This window comes from Streptomyces xanthophaeus (genome assembly GCF_030440515.1).
Taxonomy (GTDB): Bacteria; Actinomycetota; Actinomycetes; order Streptomycetales; family Streptomycetaceae; genus Streptomyces; species Streptomyces kutzneri.
Window position 1 is genome coordinate 3,286,250 of the sequence record NZ_CP076543.1, and the last position, 16,590, is coordinate 3,302,839.

The 16,590-nt window shown below is 71.3% G+C and carries 15 protein-coding genes; 4 read left to right on the forward strand and 11 right to left on the reverse strand.

What is annotated here, in order from left to right; translation table 11 throughout:
- Positions 1-74 precede the first annotated feature (74 nt).
- The gene (locus tag KO717_RS14125) at positions 75-1,049 is read right to left on the reverse strand and encodes a LysR family transcriptional regulator (protein WP_301374530.1); all 975 of its coding nucleotides are present in this window, start codon (positions 1,047-1,049) and stop codon (positions 75-77) included.
- Between the two features lie 62 nt (positions 1,050-1,111).
- Between KO717_RS14125 and KO717_RS14130 the strand changes: the two genes are divergently transcribed.
- Both KO717_RS14130 and KO717_RS14135 read left to right on the forward strand, forming a co-directional pair.
- Positions 1,112-2,395: an MFS transporter gene (locus tag KO717_RS14130; RefSeq protein ID WP_301367045.1), complete on the forward strand. Its 1,284-nt coding sequence runs from the start codon at positions 1,112-1,114 to the stop codon at positions 2,393-2,395.
- An 89-nt stretch (positions 2,396-2,484) separates the two neighbouring features.
- Positions 2,485-3,183, forward strand: a complete 699-nt coding sequence (locus KO717_RS14135; RefSeq protein WP_301367046.1) for a L,D-transpeptidase family protein — start codon at positions 2,485-2,487, stop codon at positions 3,181-3,183.
- Here KO717_RS14135 and KO717_RS14140 read toward each other — a convergent pair.
- Positions 3,180-4,508 (reverse strand): MFS transporter, encoded by a 1,329-nt coding sequence (locus KO717_RS14140; RefSeq protein ID WP_301367047.1) that lies wholly within the window; start codon positions 4,506-4,508, stop codon positions 3,180-3,182. The genes KO717_RS14135 and KO717_RS14140 overlap by 4 nt on opposite strands.
- A 197-nt stretch (positions 4,509-4,705) precedes the next feature.
- On the opposite strand from KO717_RS14140, the gene KO717_RS14145 reads away from it, so the two are divergent.
- Positions 4,706-5,704 (forward strand): sigma-70 family RNA polymerase sigma factor, encoded by a 999-nt coding sequence (locus KO717_RS14145; RefSeq protein ID WP_301367048.1) that lies wholly within the window; start codon positions 4,706-4,708, stop codon positions 5,702-5,704.
- Here the strand turns inward: KO717_RS14145 and KO717_RS14150 are convergent.
- Positions 5,600-5,938: an STAS domain-containing protein gene (locus tag KO717_RS14150; protein ID WP_301367049.1), complete on the reverse strand. Its 339-nt coding sequence runs from the start codon at positions 5,936-5,938 to the stop codon at positions 5,600-5,602. The two genes, KO717_RS14145 and KO717_RS14150, sit on opposite strands and share 105 nt — an antisense overlap.
- A 56-nt stretch (positions 5,939-5,994) precedes the next feature.
- On the opposite strand from KO717_RS14150, the gene KO717_RS14155 reads away from it, so the two are divergent.
- On the forward strand, positions 5,995-6,597 hold the full coding sequence (locus KO717_RS14155; RefSeq protein ID WP_301367050.1) for a hypothetical protein: 603 nt from the start codon (positions 5,995-5,997) through the stop codon (positions 6,595-6,597).
- An 85-nt stretch (positions 6,598-6,682) separates the two neighbouring features.
- Here the strand turns inward: KO717_RS14155 and KO717_RS14160 are convergent, their stop codons facing one another.
- The 8 genes from KO717_RS14160 to KO717_RS14195 form a co-directional block, all read right to left on the reverse strand.
- Positions 6,683-7,960 carry a thymidine phosphorylase gene (locus KO717_RS14160; protein WP_030009876.1) on the reverse strand — a complete coding sequence of 426 codons (1,278 nt, stop codon included), beginning with the start codon at positions 7,958-7,960 and terminating at the stop codon, positions 6,683-6,685.
- Positions 7,961-8,062: 102 nt separating this feature from the next.
- A complete protein-coding gene (locus KO717_RS14165; RefSeq protein ID WP_301367051.1) occupies positions 8,063-8,461 on the reverse strand; it encodes a cytidine deaminase in 399 nt (132 codons plus the stop codon).
- On the reverse strand, positions 8,458-9,720 hold the full coding sequence (locus KO717_RS14170; protein ID WP_301367052.1) for an ABC transporter permease: 1,263 nt from the start codon (positions 9,718-9,720) through the stop codon (positions 8,458-8,460). The genes KO717_RS14165 and KO717_RS14170 overlap by 4 nt, the downstream gene beginning before the upstream one ends.
- Positions 9,717-10,832: an ABC transporter permease gene (locus tag KO717_RS14175; protein ID WP_301367053.1), complete on the reverse strand. Its 1,116-nt coding sequence runs from the start codon at positions 10,830-10,832 to the stop codon at positions 9,717-9,719. Before KO717_RS14175 ends, KO717_RS14170 begins: the two co-directional genes overlap by 4 nt.
- Positions 10,829-12,490: an ABC transporter ATP-binding protein gene (locus KO717_RS14180; protein WP_301374531.1), complete on the reverse strand. Its 1,662-nt coding sequence runs from the start codon at positions 12,488-12,490 to the stop codon at positions 10,829-10,831. Before KO717_RS14180 ends, KO717_RS14175 begins: the two co-directional genes overlap by 4 nt.
- A 231-nt stretch (positions 12,491-12,721) precedes the next feature.
- Positions 12,722-13,783, reverse strand: a complete 1,062-nt coding sequence (locus tag KO717_RS14185) for a BMP family lipoprotein (protein WP_301367054.1) — start codon at positions 13,781-13,783, stop codon at positions 12,722-12,724.
- Positions 13,784-14,013: 230 nt separating this feature from the next.
- A complete protein-coding gene (locus KO717_RS14190) occupies positions 14,014-15,258 on the reverse strand; it encodes an amidohydrolase (RefSeq protein ID WP_301374532.1) in 1,245 nt (414 codons plus the stop codon).
- 137 nt (positions 15,259-15,395) lie between these two features.
- A complete protein-coding gene (locus tag KO717_RS14195; protein WP_301367055.1) occupies positions 15,396-16,568 on the reverse strand; it encodes a hypothetical protein in 1,173 nt (390 codons plus the stop codon).
- Positions 16,569-16,590 lie beyond the last annotated feature (22 nt).

Consider the following 16,590-nt stretch of genomic DNA (forward strand, 5'->3'; position numbering starts at 1 on the left):
GCCCCGGCAACCTCGGTGATTGTGCTCGCCGGAGCGGCGGACGGCCATCAGTTTTCGGGGGGGCAGGACACCTCCTAGGCCGGCGGCTCCAGTTCGGGGATCAGGCGGCCGCGGCGGGAGAGGAGGAAACGCTTGAACTCCGCCACCGGCGGGGTGTCGGGGTGGCCGTCGAGCCAGGCGAGGCCGATCTCGCGGACGGCGCGCGGCGCGGTGACCGTCAGCTCGACCACGCCGGGGCGGGCCACGGCCGGGGGCGGCAGGAGGGCCACGCCGAGGCCGGCGGCGACCAGGCCGCGCAGGGTCTCGGCCTCCTCGCCCTCGAAGGCGATCTTCGGGGTGAACCCGGCCTCCGCGCACAGGTCGTCGGTGATGCGGCGCATGCCGTAGCCGGGCTCCAGGGTGACGAAGGTTTCCTCGGCTGCCTCGGCGAGGCGGATGCGCTTGCGGGTCGCGAGCCGGTGGTCGTCCGGGACCACCAGCCGCAGCCGCTGTTCGTCGAGGCGCCGGGCGACCAGGTCGGGGGCGTCCGGCAGCGGGGACGTCAGGCACAGGTCGAGTTCGCCGGCCCGGAGCTTCTCCAGCATGGCCTCGCCGTAGTTCTGGACGAGGGAGAAGCGGATGCGCGGGTGGTCGGCGCGGAAGGCGCGGATGAGGCCGGGCACGGTCTCGGACCCGAGGGTGTGCAGGAAGCCGAAGGCCACCTTGCCGGCCGCCGGATCGGCGTCCTGCTGTACGGATTCGGCGGCGCGGCCGATCTCCGTCAGGGCCTGCTCGGCCGAGGCCAGGAAGGTGCGGCCGGCCGTGGTGAGGGCGACCGTACGGCCCTTGCGGGCGAACAGCGTGACGCCGAGGTCCTGTTCGAGGCGGACCATGGCGCGCGACAGGGTGGACTGCGGGACGCCCAGGTCGTGGGCGGCCCGGGTGACGTGCTCGTGGCGGGCCACGGCAACGAAATACGCCAGCCGCGGCGCGAGCAACGTTGTCACAGCCATGTCTTCTACGTAACGGTTCATCGACATCCACGCCTCTGAGCTGGGTTGATGCAGCAGTGGATCGATTATCGCGATTCCATGCATTGGACGCATGAAAACGACAGGCCTACCGTCGAAGCATGCCTCCCGTTCATACCGGGGCACCCGTCATCCCGGGTGCCTCCACCCCGTCGTCCCCCGCACCGCAGCCCCTCTCCCCCGGCCGCCCCGGCTACCGCCGGATGAGCCTCGCGCTCTTCGCCGCCGGACTCGCGACGTTCGCCCTCCTCTACTCCACCCAGGCGCTGTTGCCCGCGATCTCCGCCGGCTTCGGGGTGACGGCGGGCCAGGCCAGCTGGACGGTGTCCGCGGCCACCGGCGCGCTCGCGCTGTTCGTCCTCCCGCTGAGCGCGCTGTCCGAGCGGTTCGGCCGCACCCGGATGATGACGTACTCGATGGTGATCGCCGTCGGCGTCGGTCTGCTGGTGCCGTTCGCGCCGAACGTGGAGTGGCTGGTGGCGCTGCGCGCCGTCCAGGGCGCGGCGATCGCCGGGATCCCGGCCTCCGCGATGGCGTACCTGGCGGAGGAGGTCAAGCCGAAGGCCCTGGTGGCCGCGATCGGCCTGTTCGTGGCGGGCAACTCCATCGGCGGCATGAGCGGTCGCCTCGTCACCGGCTGGGCGGCGCAGCTGTGGGGCTGGCGGGCGGGCCTGCTGGCCGTCGCCCTGATGGCGCTGGCGTGCGCCGTGGCCTTCCTGGTGCTGCTGCCGCGGGCGCGGTTCTTCCGCCCGGCGTCGCTGAACCCGCGCGCGGTGGGCGCCACCGTCGCAGGGCACCTGCGCGATCCGCTGCTGCTGCGCCTGTACGGGATCGGCGCGCTGTTCATGACGGTGTTCGGCGCGGTCTACACCGTGATCGGCTACCGGCTGGTCGACGAGCCGTTCTCGCTCGGGCAGGGCGTGGTCGGGTCGATCTTCCTGATCTACCTGGTCGGCACGGTCTCCTCGGCCGCCGCCGGCAAGCTGGTGGCCCGTACCGGGCGGCGCGGCGCGCTGTACCTGGCCGTGACGACCACGGCGCTCGGGCTGCTGCTGTCGCTGTCCGATTCCCTCGCGCTGATCGTGCCCGGGCTGGTCCTGATCACCGCGGGCTTCTTCGCGGGGCACGCGGTGGCCTCGGCCGCGGTGAGCCGGACGGCGAAGACGGGCCGGGCGCAGGCCTCGGCGCTCTACCAGTCCGCGTACTACCTCGGCTCCAGCGCCGGCGGCACCCTGGGCGCCCTGGCCTACCACGGCGCCGGATGGGCGGCCACGGTCGGCATCGCGCTGCTGGCGGTGCTCGGCGTCGTGTCGATCACCCTGTACGGGTCCCACGCGGCGCGCGCGGAGCGACGGATGCCGGCGTCGGCCATGGGCGCACGCTGACGAAAACTACGCCCCCGCCGTAGGCAACCCCTGCTTGTTTTCCGGGCATTCAACACGGAGGACGTGCTGTGCGAGCAGGGGAGGACCGGATGGGTACGAGGTTCGGGGCGCGGGCGGCGGTGCTGGGCGGGGCGGTCGCGCTCGCACTGCCGGTGGTGGTCACGGGAGGCGGGGCGGCGCAGGCCGCCGCCTCCTGCAACCTCACCACCGGGCCGTACCAGCGGCAGGTCGAGCAGTTCCTCGGCCGGCCGGTGGACGGGAAGCAGTCGGCGGCGGACTGCACGGCGATCCGGTCCTTCCAGGCGAGCCACGGGATCACCCCGACCCAGGGCTACGCCGGGCCGCTGACCTGGCAGACGATGAGCACGATGCTGGCCCAGCGGGCGGCCGGCAGCACCCCGAACAAGGCGGGTGACTGCCCGGTGGACCGGGGGCGGATCGCCTGCGTCGACCTGACGCGGCAGCTCAGCTGGATCCAGGACGGCGCCGCGCTGACGTACGGGCCCGTCCCGGTCCGCACCGGCAAGGACGGCACGGAGACGCGCACCGGCCTGAAGAAGATCTACTACCGGAACATCGACCACTGGTCGACGCTCTACAACGTCTCGATGCCGTACGCGCAGTTCTTCGACGGCGGCATCGCCTTCCACTCGACCACCAAGAGCATGTGGAATCCGCCGGGTTCGGGCGGCTGCGTGAACATGCGCTCCGCCGACGCCAAGGCGTACTGGAACCTGCTGGGGCAGGGCGAGGACGTCTACGTGTACGGGCGCAAGCCCGGCACCTAGGCCGTCGGCGCGGCGGGCGTGGGCGTGGCGGACGAGGGCGCGGGCGCGGCGCTCAGGTGGTCCAACCGCCGCAGGGCGGAGCGGCGTTGGACGAGGGACAGGCCCGCCACCCCGGCCCCGAGGGCCAGCCAGCCGGCCGGGCCGGCCGCCATCACCGCGCCGGTGAGCAGCAGCGGGCCCGCGGACTTCTGGACGGACTGAGCCATGCCGGCCACCCCGAGGTACGAGGCGCGCGCCTCCCGGGGTGCGAGGGAGACCGCCAGTTCCCAGGAGCTCACCGAACGCATCAGCTCCGCCGCGGTGGCCAGCACGGCCGCGGCGAGCAGGGCCGCCGAGGCGGCCCAGGCCCCGCCCGCGGGGGCGGTGGCCAGGAAGAGGCAGCAGGCGAGCGTCGTCAGCCCGTACAGGCCGGCCGCGCCCGCCGCCTGGCGGGCGTCCCGGACCCGCGCCGACACCCGTAGCTGCAGGGCGACGACGAGCACGGTGTTGATGACCAGGAAGGCAGGGATCAGGGCGTGCGGGGCCGCGGTGTGGCCGACGAGCCACAGCGGCACGCCGACGCCGAGGATCGAGTCGTCCAGGTTCATCGGGATGTCCAGCAGGACGAACCGCAGGTAGCCGCGGTCCCGCCAGGGGCTGGGCCCGGCCGCCGGAGGGCCCTCCTCCGCCCCGGGCCGTGCGACCACGAGCCCGCGGCCGTGCGGCTCCCGGGTGCGCCACACCAGGGCCGCGGCCACGAGGAACGACAGGGCGTCGGCCAGGATCAGCACCTGGTAGGCGCCGCGGGTGCCGACGGCCAGTCCGACGGCGGCGAGGCCCGCGCCGAGGGCGTATCCGGCGTTCGCCGAACTGCGTGACAGTGCCTGGTAGGTGGAGCGCCGCTCGCCCGCGACCCGGGTGGCGAAGAGCATCTCCAGCGTCTTGGCCGCCCGGTCTCCCAGGTGGGTGACGGCGAACAGGAGCAGCAGCAGGCCGAAGTCGGTGACCACCAGCAGCACGCACAGGGCCCCGAGGCGGATGAGGTGGCAGCCGATCAGCAGGGTGCGCACCTGGAACCGGTCGGCGAGGTGGCCCGCCAGCGGCGATCCGGCGATGCCGGCCACCCCGGCCGCGCCCAGCAGCAGGCCCAGCTGCCCGGCGTCGAGGCCGACGACGAAGGTGAAGTAGAGGACGGAGGACGCGGCCCACACGCCGGTACCCGCTCGGTCCAGCGCCTGGGTGAGCAGCATGATCCGCGCATCACGGCCGCCGGGCGGCCGGCGCAGTTGCGCCAGCAGACCGCCGTCCCCCTGCCGTGCCGTCCGGGTCCGCCTGCCGCGCCGCATCCCAGTCCCCCGTATCGACCGCGTCCACCGTCATATATCTCGACGTCGAGATACATGACGGAAGCCTGCCGCAGATTAATCTTGACGTCAAGAAACTTGATGACGACATATATAGGAGGTCCGGCGCTTCCGGCTGCCGTTGTCAGACCCCTCCGGTAGGTTCCGAAGGAGCGGAACGACCAGGGGGATGGACGGACATGAGCGACCTCGCCACGGATGTGGACCTCGACACCGCGATGGACCGGTACCGGGTCGAACTCACCGGCTACTGCTACCGGATGCTCGGCTCGTCCTTCGACGCCGAGGACGCGGTGCAGGACACGTACATCCGCGCCTGGCGCAGCTACACCACGTTCGAGGGCCGCTCCTCGCTGCGGTCGTGGCTGTACCGGATCGCCACCAACGTCTGCCTGGACCTGCTGAAGGCCGGGAACAGGCGGGCCCGTCCGATGGACCTGACCGCGCCGCAGCACCAGGCCTCCGCCGTGCTCAACGAGCGCCCCGAGGTGACCTGGCTGGAGCCGGTCCCGGACGGCCGGGTGCTGCCGCAGACCGCCGACCCGGCGGAGATGGCGCTGGCGAAGGAATCCGTCCGCCTGGCCTTCGTCGCGGCGCTCCAGCACCTGCCGGCGAAGCAGCGGGCGGTGCTCATCCTGCGCGAGGTGCTGGCCTGGAAGGCCGACGAGGTGGCCCAGCTCCTGGAGACCACGACGGCCTCGGTGAACAGCGCCCTCCAGCGGGCGCGGGCCACCCTGGCCGGGCAGTCGCTGCGCGACAGCGACCCCGCGGATCCGCTCGACGCGGACCAGGCGAAGCTGCTGGAGCGGTACCTCTCCGCCTTCGAGGCCTACGACATCGCGCGGCTCACCACCCTCCTCCACGAGGACGCGGTGCTCTCGATGCCGCCGTTCGACCTGTGGCTCCGGGGCCACGAGGACATCGCGGCCTGGCACCTGAACCAGGGCATCGGCTGCAAGGGCTCCCGGCTCGTCCCGACGACGGCGAACGGCCTGCCCGCCTTCGGCCAGTACCGTCCGCGCGAGGACGGTCGGCCGGGCCACACCCCGTGGGCGCTCCAGGTGCTGGAGATATCAGACGGCAAGATCGTCGGGCTCAACGCCTTCCTGGACACGGCGCGGTGGTTCCCGCTGTTCGGCCTCCCCGAGCAGCTCGACGAGGCCTACGAGGTCCAGTAGGGCCCGCAGGGCGGGCGCGGCCCCGGTCACCCGCAGCGGCCGCCCCCGGGCGGCCAGCCGCAGCCGGGCCAGCACCTCGACGTCGGCCAGCCCGGGCGCGGTCACCGCGGCGGCGTCGCAGACCACCGCACCCGCCCCGCCGTCGTAGAGCCTGGCCAGCCGGGCACACAGCAGCGCGGCGTCCTGCGGGTCGGCCGGTCCGGGTCCGGGCAGCACGAGTCGTCGGATCTCCACGAGAGGATGACCGCCCGGCCCGCCGGAACTCATCGGCGGCCGCGCACAATGACGCGATGAAGCCTGCCTACTGGGATCCGCTCCCCACCGCCCGCCGACTCGCCGAGACCGGGTCCCCCCTGCGGCCCGAGACGTTCCGGGGGGTGTGGGAGGAACGGAACTGGCGCAACGTGCCCGGCCCGTTCTACGCCGGCGAGACCGACGAGATGGCCCTCGGGCGGATGGACGCCCCCGACCACATCTGTTACGACGACGATCACGGCGGCGGCTTCGGCGGGGTATTCGTCTTCCGCCAGCCGACGGACGAGGCCCAGGTCCTCGACCTGCTGTGCGGGGCCTCGCTGGATCTCTGCGAGGGCTACAACTGGGACGGCGACGAGCACTGGACCACCGCAGCGGTCCGCGACTGGTGGGCGGACCGGGGCCGGGTCCGCGCCTGGGCGGTCGAGATCGCCGCCGACTGGGGCGCCGACACCCACCCCCATTGGGGCTACAACAACGACCCGAAGTACCTGGGCCACTACCACGACGCCGCGCAGGGCCACCGGGACTTCATCGCCTACATCGACGACGGCCTGGAGTCCTACCTGCGCGGTTACCTGTTCTGGCTGGAACAGCGCCGGGAGCCGCGGCCGGGCGAGGCCCTGCCACGGCTCTGAGGCCAGGGGCGGGGAAGCTCTCAGCATGCCGAACGGGACCGGCGGGGGTCCACCGGTCCCGTTCACACGCAAGGGAAGCCGCAGGTCAGGCGATGCGGTCCAGGACGATCGGCGTGGCGGAGAAGGCCGTGCCGGCCGGGGCGATGTCGTACGTGCCCGCCAGGGAGGCGAGGGCGTAGTCGAACTTCTCCGGGGTGTCCGTGTGCAGGGTCATCAGCGGCTGGCCCGCCGTCACCGTGTCGCCCGGCTTCGCGTGGAGCTCGACGCCCGCGCCCGCCTGCACCGGGTCCTCCTTGCGCGCACGGCCGGCGCCCAGGCGCCAGGCGGCGACGCCGACCCCGTACGCGTCCAGGCGGGTCAGGACGCCCGACTCGGGGGCGGTGACCACGTGCTGCTCGCGGGCCACGGGCAGGGTCGCGTCCGGGTCGCCGCCCTGGGCCGCGATCATCCGGCGCCAGTGGTCCATCGCGGAGCCGTCGGCCAGGGCCTTGGCCGGGTCGGCGTCCTTGATGCCCGCCGCGTCCAGCATCTCCTTGGCCAGCGCGATGGTCAGCTCGACCACGTCGGCCGGGCCGCCGCCTGCGAGGACCTCGACCGACTCGCGGACTTCGAGGGCGTTGCCGGCGGTCAGGCCGAGCGGGGTGGACATGTCGGTCAGGAGCGCGACGGTCTTGACGCCCGAGTCGGTGCCGAGGCCGACCATGGTGCGGGCCAGCTCGCGGGCGTCCTCGATGTTCTTCATGAAGGCACCGGTGCCGACCTTGACGTCCAGGACGAGCGAGCCGGTGCCCTCGGCGATCTTCTTCGACATGATCGAGGAGGCGATCAGCGGGATGGCCTCGACCGTGCCGGTGACGTCGCGCAGCGCGTAGAGCTTCTTGTCCGCGGGGGCCAGACCGTCGCCGGCCGCGCAGATGACCGCGCCGGTGGTGTCCAGGACGTGCAGCATCTCCTCGTTGGAGAGCAGCGCGCGCCAGCCGGGGATGGACTCCAGCTTGTCGAGGGTGCCGCCGGTGTGGCCGAGGCCGCGTCCGGACAGCTGGGGCACGGCCGCGCCGCACGCGGCGACGAGCGGGGCGAGCGGGAGGGTGATCTTGTCGCCGACGCCGCCCGTGGAGTGCTTGTCGGCGGTCGGGCGGGAGAGGGAGTCGAAGTTCATGCGCTCGCCGGAGGCGATCATCGCCGCGGTCCAGCGGGCGATCTCGGTCCGGTTCATGCCGTTGAGCAGGATGGCCATCGCCAGCGCGGACATCTGCTCGTCGGCCACGACACCGCGGGTGTACGCGTCGATGACCCAGTCGATCTGCTCGGGGCTCAGCTCACCGCGGTCCCGCTTGGTCCGGATGACGGAGATGACGTCCATGAGGTGCTTCCTTCTACGCGCATAGAGAGGGGGGATGGGAGGTTCGGGAACGGAAGGACGACGGCCCTCCGCCCCGGCAGGGGCGAAGGGCCGTCGGCACGGCTATCTCAGGTGGTCGGGCCCGAAGGCCTGCGGCAGCATCGCCGCCAGCGGGAGGATCCCGTCCGGGGTCTCCACCAGCAGCTCGTCGCCGCCGAATTCGTAGAGCAGCTGACGGCAGCGGCCGCACGGGACGAGGATGTCGCCCTTGCCGTCCACACACGTGAAGTGGGTGAGGCGGCCGCCGCCGGTGGCCTGCAGGGAGGAGACCAGCCCGCACTCGGCGCACAGGCCCAGCCCGTAGCTGGCGTTCTCGACGTTGCAGCCGGTCACGACGCGGCCGTCGTCCACCCGGGCGGCGACCCCGACCGGGAAGCCCGAGTACGGGGCGTACGCCCGGGTCATCGCTTCCCGGGCGGACGTCCGCAGGGCTTCCCAGTCCACCGTCGGGCCGGAGGTCACTTGCCCTGACCCTTGCGGTACGGCATGCCGTCCGCCTTGGGCATGCGCAGGCGCTGCGCCGACAGGGCGAGCACGAGCAGCGTGGTCAGGTACGGGGCGGCGTCCACGAACTGGCTCGGCACCGAGTCCGTCGTCGCGTACCAGAGGAACAGCAGCGCGGCGAAGGCCGCCGCGACGCCGGCCTGGATGTACTTCTTCTTGTACAGCTGCCAGACGCAGACGAGCACCAGCAGGATCGCGATCAGCAGCAGCATCGCGTGGACGTTCTCGGCGCCACCGCGCAGCTTGAGGCTGTCGATGAAGCCGAACAGGCCCGCGCCCAGCGCCATGCCGCCCGGCATCCAGTTACCGAAGATCATCGCGGCGAGACCGATGTAGCCGCGGCCGCCGGTCTGGCCCTCCTGGTAGATGGGGCTCGCGACCTCGGACAGGTACACGCCGCCGAGGCCCGCGAGGGCGCCCGAGACGATCACGGCGATGTACTTGTACTTGTAGACGTTGACGCCGAGGGACTCCGCGGCGATCGGGTTCTCACCGCAGGAGCGCAGGCGCAGACCGAAGGAGGTCCGCCACAGCACCCACCAGGTACCGGGGATCAGCAGCAGGGCCACGATGGTCAGCAGCGAGATCTCGGTGACCAGACCGCCGATGACGCCGGCCAGGTCCGAGACGAAGAACCAGTGCTTGGCCTGGAGGTCGGCCATCCAGTCCGACAGGCCTGGAATGGTGATCTTGGCGATCGGCTCGACCTGCGGGGACTGCTTGGAGGAGCCGCCCGGGGCCTCGGCGAACGTGAAGTTCGAGAGGTACTGGGTGAAGCCCAGCGCCAGGATGTTCACGGCCACACCGGAGACGATGTGGTTGACGTTGAAGGTCACCGTGATGATCGCGTGCAGCAGGCCGCCGACGGCGCCGCCGGCGATGCCGACGAGCACACCGGTCCACGGGCCCCACTGGTAACCGGCCCAGGCACCGAACCAGGTGCCGAGGATCATCATGCCTTCGAGGCCGATGTTGACGACGCCCGCGCGCTCGGCCCACAGACCGCCGAGACCGGCGAGGCCGATCGGCACGGCGAGGGAGAGGGCGCCGGAGACCTGGCCGACGGAGGTCAGGTCGTTGGCCCCGGAGATCAGGCGGACCAGCGAGACCAGCGCGAGGCCACCCGCGACGATCAGCAGGATCCAGGGCAGGGTGAGCTTCTTGCGGCCGCCCGTGGCGGGTGCCGCCTTCTTCGTGGAAACGGTGCTGGCGCTCACGCCGCGACCTCCTTCTCGGTCTTCATGGCGTGGCCCGCGGCCAGTTCCTCGCCGACCTTCTGCTGCTGGCGGCGCAGGCCGTAGCGGCGGATCAGCTCGTAGGAGACGACCACCGCGATCACGATCAGGCCCTTCATGATCGTGCCGATCTCCTTGGCGTAGCCGGCCGTGTCGAGGCCGGCGGACGCCTTGTCGATGAAGGCCATCAGGAGTGCGGCGAAGAAAATGCCGACGGGGCTGTTGCGGCCGAGCAGGGCGATGGTGATACCGGTGAAGCCGACACCCAGGGGGAAGACGAGGGTGTACGTGTGGCTCTCACCGAGCAGCACCGGCATGCCGGACAGGCCGGCGACGGCGCCGGAGATGAGCATCGCGGTGATGATCATCTTCTTGGAGTCGACACCGGAGGCAGCGGCGGCGGACTCGCTCGCGCCGCTGGCGCGCAGGTCGAAGCCGAAGCGGGTGCGGTTGAGCACGAACCAGTAGACGAAGCCGAGGGCGAAGGCCACGAAGGTGAAGCCGTAGATCTCGCCCGAGTCGCCGAGGGAGAGGGCGGGGAACCAGCCGGACTGGGCGATCTCACCGGTGGTGAGGTCGTTGGAGCCCTCCGCCTGGACGCCGAGGTTCTTCGGCAGGAGCAGGTAGGCGATGAGGCTGGTCGCGATGGCGTTCAGCATGATCGTGGAGACGACCTCGCTGACCCCGCGCTTGGCCTTCAGGACGCCCGCGATACCGGCCCAGGCGGCACCGGTCAGCATCGCTACGACCACGATCAGCAGGATGTGCAGCGGGCCGGGCAGCGCGATGGCGCCACCGACCACGGCGGAGATCATCGCGGCGAGGCGGTACTGGCCGTCGACGCCGATGTTGAAGAGGTTCATCCGGAAGCCGATGGCGACGGCCAGGGCTGCCAGGTAGTACGTGCCGGCCTGGTTGACGATGAGGACCTGGATGTCCTCGTAGCCGCCGTTCTCGACCATGATGCGCAGCGGCTCGATCGGGTTGATGCCCGTCGCCGCCAGCACGATCATGGTCAGTGCGAACGCGCTGACCAGCGCGAGCAGGGGCCCGGCGATGGCGATCATCAGCCGGTCCTTGTCGAATGTCTTCATCGGGCCTCGTCCTCCGTCGTGTCACCGTCGGCAGCGGCGGAGTGGTTGTCGGTTGCTTCCAGGTGCCCCGAAGCGGCGCCCGTCATCGCGGTGCCGAGCTCCTCGGGGGTGACGGTCGCGGGGTCGGCGTCCGCGACCAGGCGGCCGCGGTAGATCACGCGCAGGGTGTCGGACAGGCCGATCAGCTCGTCCAGGTCCGCGGAGATCAGCAGCACGGCCAGGCCCTCGCGACGGGCCTCGCGGATCGCGTCCCAGATCTGCGCCTGCGCACCGACGTCCACACCGCGGGTGGGGTGGGCGGCGATGAGGAACTTCGGGTTGTGGCTCATCTCGCGGCCGACGATCAGCTTCTGCTGGTTGCCGCCGGAGAGCGAGGCCGCGGTGACGTCGATGCCGGGCGTGCGGACGTCGTACTCGCGCACGATCCGCTCGGTGTCCTTGCGGGCCGCCTTCGGGTCGAGGATGCCCTTCTTGGAGTTGGGCGCCTCGGTGACGTGGCCGAGGATCCGGTTCTCCCAGAGCGGGGACTCCAGCAGCAGGCCGTGGCGGTGGCGGTCCTCGGGGATGTAGCCGATGCCGCCCTCGCGACGCTTGCGCACCGAGGTCTTGGTGATGTCCTCGCCGTCCAGCGTGATCGCGCCCGTGGCGGGGCTGAGCATGCCCATGAGGGCCTCGATGAGCTCCGTCTGGCCGTTGCCCTCGACACCGGCGATGCCGAGGATCTCGCCCTTGTGGATCGTGAGGCTGACGTCGTCGAGCAGCCGCCGGCCGACCAGCGCGCCATCGTGCACGTAGGAGTCCGTCGGCATCACGAAGCGCGCCGAGGTCTCGGGCGCGAGCGCGACGACTCCGGTCTCGAGCACGGTCAGGCCTTCGACCTTCAGCATCGGCGTGGTCGTCACGGTGGACTCGCGGGTCTCCGGCGACGGCAGCTCGGAGCCGACCATCAGCTCGGCGAGCTGCTTGGTGGTGGCGGTCTTCGGGTCGGCGGTGCCGACCGTGGTGCCGCGCCGGATGACGGTGATGTCGTCGGCGACCTTCAGGACCTCGCCCAGCTTGTGCGAGATGAAGATGACGGTCAGGCCTTCGGCCTTGAGCTCGCGCAGGTTGTCGAAGAGTGCGTCCACCTCCTGCGGCACGAGCACTGCGGTCGGCTCGTCGAGGATGAGGATCTTCGCGCCGCGGTAGAGGACCTTGAGGATCTCCACGCGCTGCCGGTCGGCGACACCGAGGTCCTCGACCAGGACGTCGGGGCGTACGCCGAGGCCGTACGCGTCCGAGATCTCCTTGATCTTCTTACGGGCCTTGGCACCGATGCCGTACAGCTTCTCGCCGCCGAGAACCACGTTCTCCAGGACGGTGAGGTTGTCGGCGAGCATGAAGTGCTGGTGCACCATGCCGATGCCGCGGGCGATGGCGTCGCCGGGGGTGCTGAAGGAGACCTGCTCCCCGTCGATGGCGATGGTGCCCTCGTCCGGCTTCTGCATGCCGTAGAGGATCTTCATCAGAGTCGACTTGCCGGCGCCGTTCTCACCGATCAAGGCATGGACCGTGCCCTTGCGGACGGTGATCGCGATGTCCTTGTTGGCGACGACGCCGGGGAAGCGCTTTGTGATGCCGTGCAGTTCTACGGCGTGGGGCGGGCTGGACGCGTTGATGACGCACTCTCCTTGGCGCGGAAGGAGCGGAAGGCAGGGGGGACAGGGCGGGGAGAGAAAGTATCGCGTCCACGATGCTTCTACGCGCGTAGCACTGTCGGAAGTGAAAACTTGCGGCCAGGCAGGCCGCGTGGTCACAGACTAATGATCACAGAACGTGGCACGGGGCCCGGGAGCGATAACGACCGCTTCCCGGACCCCGGAGACCAGGACTACATGTCAGGAACTGCCTTACGGCGTGGTCTTGACGATGATCTTCTTGGCGATGATGTCGGCCTTGGCCTTCTCGACCGCGGCGACGACGTCAGCCATCTCCTTGTACTTCGGGTTGGAGTCGGCCAGGCCGACGCCGTCCTTGTCCAGGCCGTAGCGGATCTCACCGGTGGTCGGCTTGCCGTCCTCGACCGACTTGATCAGGTTGAAGACCGAGTCCTCGACGTCCTTGGTGACCGAGGTCAGGATGGAGTCCTTGTACTTCGCCAGACCGGCCTGGTTGTACTGGTCGGAGTCGACACCGATGGCCCACTTGCCCTTGGAGGAGGCGGCCTCGATGGCGCCCGAGCCGGCGAGACCGGCAGCGGCGTAGACCACGTCGGCGCCGCCCGCGTCGAGCTGGCCCAGCGCGGCGGCCTTGCCGAGGTCGGGCTTGGCGAAACCGTCGAAGTTCGGCGGCTGCGTCAGGTACGCGGAGAGCACCTTGGCGTTCGGGTTGGTGTCCTTGACGCCCTGGGTGAAGCCCGCCTCGAACTTCTTGATCAGCGGAACCTCGACACCGCCGATGAAGCCGACCGTGCCGGTCTTGGACGCCTTGGCGGCGGCGACGCCGGCCAGGTAGGAGCCCTGCTCCTCGTTGAAGACGAGGTTGGCGATGTTCGGGCCGGTGACCGAGGTGTCGTCGATGATGCCGAACGTGGTGTTCGGGAACTTCGGCGCGACCTTCTTGATGGCCGGGGCGTAGGCGAAGCCGACGCCGATGACCGGGTTGTTGCCCTTACGGGCGAGCTCGGTGAGGCGCTGGACCTTGTCGGCCTCGCCCTCACCGTCGGTGGGCTCGGCCTCGGCGGTCTTGACCTTCAGATCCGTTTCGGCCTTCTTCAGACCGGCGTAGGCGGCATCGTTGAACGACTGGTCGCCGCGGCCACCGATGTCGTACGCGATGGCTGCGGACTTCTGGCCCGACTCCGAGGGGGAGGCGGCGGCGTCCGACGACTTCTTTCCGCCACAGGCGGTGGCCGAGAGGGCCAGCGCCGCGGACGCGATGCCCACGGTGGCGATCCTGGTGATCCGGCGCAAGGGGAGGCTCCTTCAAAACCTGACCGAAGCGCCACGACCGGCGCTGGTTTCGCGGCGATCGTAACGCGCGTAGATGTCAGTTAAAGGCCCGTTCATGAGTCGTTATCGGATCGTCGCGAACCGGACAGTGACCGATTGGTGACTCATTCCGCGCCCAGCCCTTGTGTACCAAGGGCTGGACACGCCCGCCAGGAGTTCTGCGGATGTTGTAAGGAGTTCGCTCCGGCCGGCTACCTGGAGGGCACGGCGCGACGCCCGTCGATCAGTGCGGCGGCCGTGAAGAACTCCACGCCGACGCCGATCGCGGACTCGTCCACGTCGAAGTCGCCGCGGTGCAGATCACGCTTGGCGGTGTCACCGGGCGCGCGGACCCCCAGCCGGGCCATCGCGCCCGGAACGTGCTCCAGGTACCAGGAGAAGTCCTCCCCGCCCAGGCTCTGCTCGGTGTCCTCGACCGACTCCGCTCCGCAGCGGATCCCCATCGCCTCGCGCAGCAGCTCGGTGATCACCGGGTCGTTGACCACCGGGGGCACCCCGCGCACGTGGTTGATCTCGAACTTGGCCCCGTGCATGGTCGCGATCTCGTCGATCGCCGCGTGGATCATGTCCGGCGCCTCGTGCCAGGCGTTCAGGTCCAGGCAGCGCACGGTTCCCGAGAGCTCGGCGTGCATCGGGATGACGTTGCAGGCGTGCCCGGCCTCGATCCGGCCCCAGGTGACGGACATGCCCGAGCGGGCGTCCATCCGGCGGGCCAGCAGGGCCGGGGCGTCGACGGCCACCCGCGCGGCGGCCGTCACCAGGTCGGTGGTCAGGTGCGGCCGCGCGGTGTGCCCGCCGGGGCCGGAGAGGGTGACCTCCAGCCGGTCGCAGGCGGAGGTGATGGGGCCGGCCCGCAGCCCGATGCGCCCGGCGTCGACCCGGGGGTCGCAGTGCACGGCGACGATCCGGCCGACGCCGTCCAGGACCCCGGAGTCGATGGCGTCGGTGGCCCCGCCCGGGAGCACCTCCTCGGCGGGCTGGAACAGCAGCCGCACGGGGCGGGGCAGCAGCCCCTGCCGGTCGAGCTCGGCGAGTACAAGGCCGGCGCCGAGGACCACCGTGGTGTGCACGTCGTGGCCGCAGGCGTGGGCGCGGTCCGCGAAGGTCGAGCGGTACGGGACGTGCGTCTTGGCATCCGGGATGGGCAGGGCGTCGATGTCCGCGCGCAGGGCCAGCATCGGCCGGCCCCCGTCCCAGGTGCCCACGTCACAGATCAGGCCCGTGCCGGACTTCAGCACCCGTGGTCGCAGGCCGGCTTTCTCCAACCGGGCCTTGATCGCCGCGGTGGTCCGGAATTCCTGGTGTCCGAGCTCCGGGTGCATGTGCAAGTCCCGGCGGAAGGCGATCAGTTCGGTACGCAGGTGGTCCGGAAGCTTGCCGGGCAGCTCGGGCCGGTCGGACGCGGCGGGCTGGGCGGTCTGGGACTCGCGGGACATCAACTGGTTCACCCGTTGAAGGGTAGGCGCACGGACGGGTCAACTGGCCGGGGATCACGAAAAGTTCATGCCGTTAGGGGAAAGAAACCCGGCCTCTGGACGCATGACCGGATGCACCCGGGGGTAAACTCGCGCGCTCATCCGGCCGTGGGAGCCGCCTGGGCAGGCAGTCTGCGCACATCACGGGCGGTGTCGGTGACCCCCGCGAGGAAGCTGCGGGCGCGCGGGGAGGCGGACCCGGTGAGCCAGGCGGGGTCCACATCGCATACGGCGACCGTGACACCGGTACCGGTCAGGGCGTACGGCAGCGTGTGGACGACGGTGGACGGAAAGCTGACGATCGTCCGGCCGACCGGACCGCGCCGGGCGATCAGCTCCAGCGGCAGGTCCGGGCGCACGATCTCCAGCCCCGTCGCCCGGCTCAGGGCGCGCAGCTTCTCCGGGGACTCGCGGCGGTGGGCGAAGTAGCGGGTGGCCCCGTGCTCCAGGGTCAGGGCGCGCACCGCGTCGAGATAGCGGTCCGGGTCCACCACCCCGGTCTCCACCAGCGAGGTGCCGACCAGGTCGGTGCCCTTGGTCAGCCGGGGCGGGCCGAACCGGGCGCGGGTCCAGGCGAAGTCGTTGACCCGCAGCGTCATCCCGCCGTGGGCGGTGACGGGCATCGAGCTGAACACCTCGACGCGGTGGCCGCGGTGCGCGGCCGGGGTGAAGCGGCGGCGCGCGGTCGCCGAGACGGGTGCGTACGCCAGCTCGCGGACCCGGCCGGGCAGTCCGCCGCCGCCGACCCGGTGCCACCGTACGAGGCGTTCGCCGCGGGCGGTCTGGGCCATGAACTCCATGGTGGCGGTGCCGTCGTCGACCACCACGAGCTCCTCGGCGCGCACGAGGGTGAGCAGCAGCTGGACGTAGCGCGAGAAGGGGTCGCCGACGACGACCGTGCGCGCGGCGCGCACGTCGTGCGCCAGCGCGGCGAGCGCTTTCAGCGGCGCGAACCGGCTGCCGCGCGCCTCCTGCCACCGGACCTCGTGCCCCTCGTCCCGCGCCAGCGCGGCCACCCGGCGCAGCTGGCCTCGGGACATCGGGTCGGTGGGCGGCAGGACGACGATCCGCAGGGGTGACGCGGCGCCCGCCGGCCGGGGGGCGGGGCCGGGCAGGTCCCCGCCGGCGGCGCGGCGTCCCCGCTGGCGCGGGACGCCGTCCAGCTGCGGCTGCACTCCGGGGCGCGCGTACGCCCACTCCAGCACGTTCAGGAGCTGGACCGGACTCTCGACGAACGCCAGCGTGGAGGCGGAGGGGCTGGAGGGGGTCACCACGTGCTCCTTGTCGGGGGAC